This window comes from Phormidesmis sp. 146-33 (assembly GCF_052939515.1).
Genome location: NZ_JBJPHU010000220.1, coordinates 1 through 4,578 on the forward strand (window position 1 = coordinate 1; position 4,578 = coordinate 4,578).

5 protein-coding genes and 1 pseudogene are annotated in these 4,578 nt (G+C 48.6%); 4 read left to right on the top strand and 2 right to left on the bottom strand.

Annotation, left to right across the window (positions count from 1 at the left end; genetic code table 11):
• Window positions 1-193: 193 nt before the first annotated feature.
• A complete protein-coding gene (locus ACJ2PR_RS35110; protein ID WP_446865940.1) occupies window positions 194-877 on the top strand; it encodes a YggS family pyridoxal phosphate-dependent enzyme in 684 nt (227 codons plus the stop codon).
• A 398-nt stretch (window positions 878-1,275) separates the two neighbouring features.
• Here the strand turns inward: ACJ2PR_RS35110 and ACJ2PR_RS35115 are convergent, their stop codons facing one another.
• Complete coding sequence (locus ACJ2PR_RS35115; RefSeq protein WP_446880528.1) at window positions 1,276-1,446, bottom strand: hypothetical protein; 171 nt, start codon at window positions 1,444-1,446, stop codon at window positions 1,276-1,278.
• 420 nt (window positions 1,447-1,866) lie between these two features.
• Between ACJ2PR_RS35115 and ACJ2PR_RS35120 the strand changes: the two genes are divergently transcribed.
• The 3 genes from ACJ2PR_RS35120 to ACJ2PR_RS35130 all read left to right on the top strand — a co-directional run bounded on the left by ACJ2PR_RS35120 (window position 1,867) and on the right by ACJ2PR_RS35130 (window position 4,393).
• Window positions 1,867-2,490 (top strand): cell division protein SepF, encoded by a 624-nt coding sequence (locus ACJ2PR_RS35120; RefSeq protein WP_446862555.1) that lies wholly within the window; start codon window positions 1,867-1,869, stop codon window positions 2,488-2,490.
• A 124-nt stretch (window positions 2,491-2,614) separates the two neighbouring features.
• On the top strand, window positions 2,615-3,433 hold the full coding sequence (gene proC, locus ACJ2PR_RS35125) for a pyrroline-5-carboxylate reductase (protein ID WP_446880529.1): 819 nt from the start codon (window positions 2,615-2,617) through the stop codon (window positions 3,431-3,433).
• 399 nt (window positions 3,434-3,832) lie between these two features.
• Window positions 3,833-4,393, top strand: coding sequence for a hypothetical protein (locus ACJ2PR_RS35130; protein WP_446880530.1), 561 nt, complete (start codon window positions 3,833-3,835; stop codon window positions 4,391-4,393).
• Between the two features lie 68 nt (window positions 4,394-4,461).
• Here ACJ2PR_RS35130 and ACJ2PR_RS35135 read toward each other — a convergent pair.
• A pseudogene (locus ACJ2PR_RS35135) lies at window positions 4,462-4,572 on the bottom strand (WD40 repeat domain-containing protein); the annotation flags it as partial.
• Between the last annotated feature and the right edge of the window lie 6 nt (window positions 4,573-4,578).

Consider the following 4,578-nt stretch of genomic DNA (forward strand, 5'->3'; position numbering starts at 1 on the left):
TGGAATGCAGAAGGAATACGACCAGCTTCAGTTTGTGCATAAACGGACGTTTCAGTAGGGATGAGGGATGAGGGATGAGGGATGAGGGGGCTGTTTTGTAGATAGGCTCGATCGAGACGGGGGACTTTAGACTTGAGAAGTGAATTTCAATTCTGGGTTCGTTTTTTATTTGTTGTTCTCGATCGCTTTCCTCATGATTAAAACTGACCTGCTGCAAGAACGCATTCAACAATTTCGCCAGACGATTCCTGATACGGTACGGGTTATCGCAGTTACTAAACAAGTTCCCGTAGAGGCGATGCGGGCCGCCTATGCAGCAGGACTGCGGGATTTTGGAGAAAATCGCATTCAGGAAGCCGAGGCAAAACAAGAACAATTAAAAGATCTTGAAGATGTGACGTGGCATTTGATCGGGCATTTGCAAAGTAATAAGACGCAACGAGCGATCGAGCTTTTTCAGTGGATTCAGTCAGTAGACAGCCTCAAATTGGCGCAACGGCTCGATCGTCTCGCCCAAGACCTCCCTACAAAACCGCAGATCTGCCTTCAAGTCAAACTCTTACCCGACCCCAACAAATCAGGCTGGACAGTACCAGAGTTGCTCACCGACCTGCCTCACCTCAACGATTGCAAAAATCTGGACATTCAAGGACTGATGACCATTCCACCGATGGGCTTGACCCCTGATGAGATCCGGGACGTGTTCAAACAGACTGGCAAACTTGCGGAGACGATCGCGCAGCAGAACTTACCCTACGTTCAGATAAATCAGCGATCGATGGGCATGTCCGATGACTATCTCTTAGCCATTCAAGCGGGGGCGACGATGATCCGGCCAGGAAGAATTTTGTTTGGCGATCGTCCTCTAATCACCTGAGAATAAGGGGTCAGACCCCCCATACCGCTTTACAAAAAGAAACTAGAGTGCCCAAAATTGCCCTCGTTTGCACGCTCACTTAGGGCATTAGAAGCCTTTAGAATGAGCAGCGATCGACCTGGTATTCACTGATTCAGCAAGAGAAACAGGTCAAATTTGCAACTTGTTCTTAATAAATGTCGAACTAGATAAAATAACAAAGAAGACCCTCAACATTGGGCAGCCGCTTCACAGATAAGGACTTCAGGAAGATTCTCAGCTTTTTTAAAGTTGCTGTTGACGTTTTGGAGAAAGGTGATATTGTAAGTAACCTGATCGGCAATTGGTTTGAACGATCGCATTGGGTAAGCTGGCTTAAATCTGAAAGCAGAACTTTAGAGAGTTCAAAATCGACCCAATCAAAGCTTCAAGGTGCCACCTGCTTGATCTGCATTTTTAGAGTTGTGACCGTGCAGTTGTCGTTTCAACTTTTGCGGCACTTCAGGCACTGCTGTTTGTTCATCATTCAGCATCTCGATCGGCGATAGAACCTTCTCTATCACCCAAACTTTTACGACCAAATCTTTCACCTAACTGGTTCACTTAACTGGGGCAATTTGTCACTGAGGTTTCTGTTGTCAAGACAGGCGATCAAAGGAGGTTTGTGAATGCAATCGCACAAGACTAGAAAATTTCTTGATCTTGCGATCGCATGGCTTCATCAGCCGATACAATTGCGACGGCGATTAAAAAATTTAGAAAGGGCGGCTCATTTTGGAAACAGCATGTATACTAATTGTTCATTCGGCGAGGTGGGCAGTGTGGTAGACTTTCTAACGCTGCGAACCCAACTTTAAAACCTTTCTTCGATCGCATCCAACAAGTGACTTAGATAGGCGTGATAACAAAAACTGTAAATGGCTTTTTTCTTGCTACTCTACAGTTGTCAAAAACAGATTTGTCAGTAAACTAACGTACACAACAACATAGATCGTGACGGAGCGTGAATCGTGAATATCTTCAGCAAACTACGGGATTTTGTCGGTCTGAACGAGCAAGTCGATTATGAATATGAGTACGACGAAATGGATGGGCAGGAATACCAAACGCTCTACCAGGAAGAGAATCCTGCACCCGCTGTCAACAACAGCAATACTGAAGAAGAAACTCGTGCGCGCCGTCAAAGATTTCGCGATCGAGCCGCTATCGCTACAGAACCCGCAGTCATTGGAACCACAGGTGTAAACAACGGTATGAATAATGTGATTGGAATGCCCGGCGCAGTTAATGGAATTTCTGAAGTCGTGGTGATGGAGCCTCGCACCTTTGAAGAAATGCCCCAAGCCATTCAAGCGTTGCGCGAACGCAAATCCGTTGTCTTAAATCTGACCATCATGGACCCGGATCAAGCTCAAAGAGCCGTCGATTTTGTGGCAGGTGGCACTTATGCGATCGATGGTCACCAAGAGCGCATCGGCGAAAGCATTTTCCTGTTTACACCTAGCTGTGTTCAGGTTAGTACTCAAACAGGCGTAATCCACGAAGTGCCTCAACCTGCACCTGCGGCCCGTCCGGCTCGGCCTGCGGCACCGACTCCTGCATGGGCGACTGAGCAAGCGAGAATGGCGCAATAAGAAGGGATGAGGGATGAGGGATGAGGGATGAATTTGTTAATGAATTTTTTGGTGAGTTCATTCCTGAATCTGTTTGTTTCTGAGCGTCAAACTTTTGGCTTTTGTTATATTTCCAGGAATTGACTTGAGCATTAAATTTGGAATGATTGGGGGCGGGATGATGGGGGAAGCTCTGTTGTCCCGTCTTGTTGTGCAGGAGATGTATTCGCCAGATCAGATGCTGGTGAGTGAGCCACAGTCCAGGCGACGTGATTTTTTAGCCTCACACTATCAAGTTCAGGTGACTGACCAAAATAAGGCGGCCGCAGCCGCGAGTGAAGTGCTGTTTTTGGCAATCAAGCCTCAGATTTTTGCGGCGGTTGCTAAAGATTTGGAATCAGATTTGGGGTCTGAAACTCGTGGCGCTCTGGTGATTTCGATCTTGGCAGGAACGTCGTTAGAGACGCTAGAAGCCGCTTTTCCAGGACAGCCTGTAATTCGAGCAATGCCCAATACTCCAGCGGCCGTTGGTGCGGGGATCACGGCGATCGCGCCTGGTCAATATGCCCAATCTCATCATTTAGATCAAGCCCGCCAAATTTTGGAAACGGTGGGCGAAGTGGTCGAGGTGCCCGAATCGATGATGGATGCTGTCACAGGGCTTTCGGGATCGGGGCCGGGCTATGTGGCGCTGATGGTCGAAGCGTTGGCGGATGGAGGCGTGGCCGCAGGTTTGCCCAGAGCGATCGCCCTCAAGTTGGCTTTACAAACGGTACGTGGTACGGCTCAACTGCTGCAAGAAGAGGGGATTCATCCCGGTGAATTGAAGGATCGGGTGACAAGTCCGGGGGGGACGACGATCGCGGGGATCGCTCAATTAGAGAAATCAGGCTTTCGATCGGCGGTGATTGAGGCGGTAAAGGCGGCTTGGAGGCGATCGCAGGAGTTAGGAAGAAAACTCTGAATGTAAATCTGTGTGTCACAATACAAAGTTCCTTATCTTTTTCGCCTGATTCCGAAAAGAAGGGCGTATTCTTGTAGATACAGAAGGAATGAACTTCTATGAAAACCGCCAGTCACCCACTATAAAACGACTGGTTTATAAAAACCAAACCTGGATCGATTCGTCGGTCTGGGTTTATTTTTTGGGGTTCGTTATTCAAGCCTTTTGCCCCCAATCTTGCCTTAAAAAGGGAAGTTGATCAGAAAGTTGAGAATTAGAAGCTGCTCGATCGAGATCAGCATAAGAAACGCTTTAACCAAACCTGAATTGGTTTAAGGGAAACTTATAAATGGCTCGACAAAACCTCTGATCGGGGCGACGAAACCTCGATCGGTTTGAGCAAAAGCTGCGATCGTCGTGATGAAAATTACGATCGTCGTAACGAAGGTTGTGATCGTCGTAACGAAGGTTGCGATCGTCGTAACAAAGATTGCGATCGTCGTAACGAAGGTTGCGATCGTCGTGGCAAAGATTGCGATCGTCGTGGCAAAGATTGCGATTGTCGTGGCAAAAATTGCGGTTGTCGTGGCAAAAATTGCGGTTGTCGTGGTGAAGGTTGCGGTTGTCGTGGCGAAGGTTGCGATCGTCGTGGCGAAGGCTGCGGTTGTTGTGGCGAAGGTTGCGGTTGTTGTGGCGAAGGTTGCGGTTGTTGTGGCGAAAGTTGCGGTTGTCGTGGTGAAAGTTGCGATCGTCGTGGCGAAGGCTGCGATCGGGGCAGGTGTGATGGCTCTTTTGGTGTCCGTTGAGTTATCTCACTTGAGACGGGCTGAAGTCGATCGGCTTGTCCCTTTCAGTCTTCATCTCTGCCAAACCCACCCCATGATTCTCTGCCATAGCGAGGTCTGGCGCTTTGTCGGGGGTTGCGTCATCTCGTTGCAAATGGCATTCAACTCCTGGTCGCTTTGCCCATCAGAATTGTAAGTGCGGTAGTCGTGCAGCCAGTCACATCCCAAGGTCATCAAGCTATTCAGGTCAAGATTCCAGAGGATTGCCGTGGTGTCAACACTCCCCGTCGCTAGGGTTTTGCCATCCGGGCTGAAACTCACGCTATTGACAAAATTGCTGTGCCCCTTCAAGGTTTGCAGCTCCCGCCCCTGCAAGTCCCA

Excerpts from the sequence above, each read along its gene's own strand:
- ACJ2PR_RS35130 (WP_446880530.1), top strand. The coding sequence starts at position 3,833 with ATGAAAATTACGATCGTCGTAACGAAGGTTGTGATCGTCGTAACGAAG.
- ACJ2PR_RS35110 (WP_446865940.1), top strand. The coding sequence starts at position 194 with ATGATTAAAACTGACCTGCTGCAAGAACGCATTCAACAATTTCGCCAG.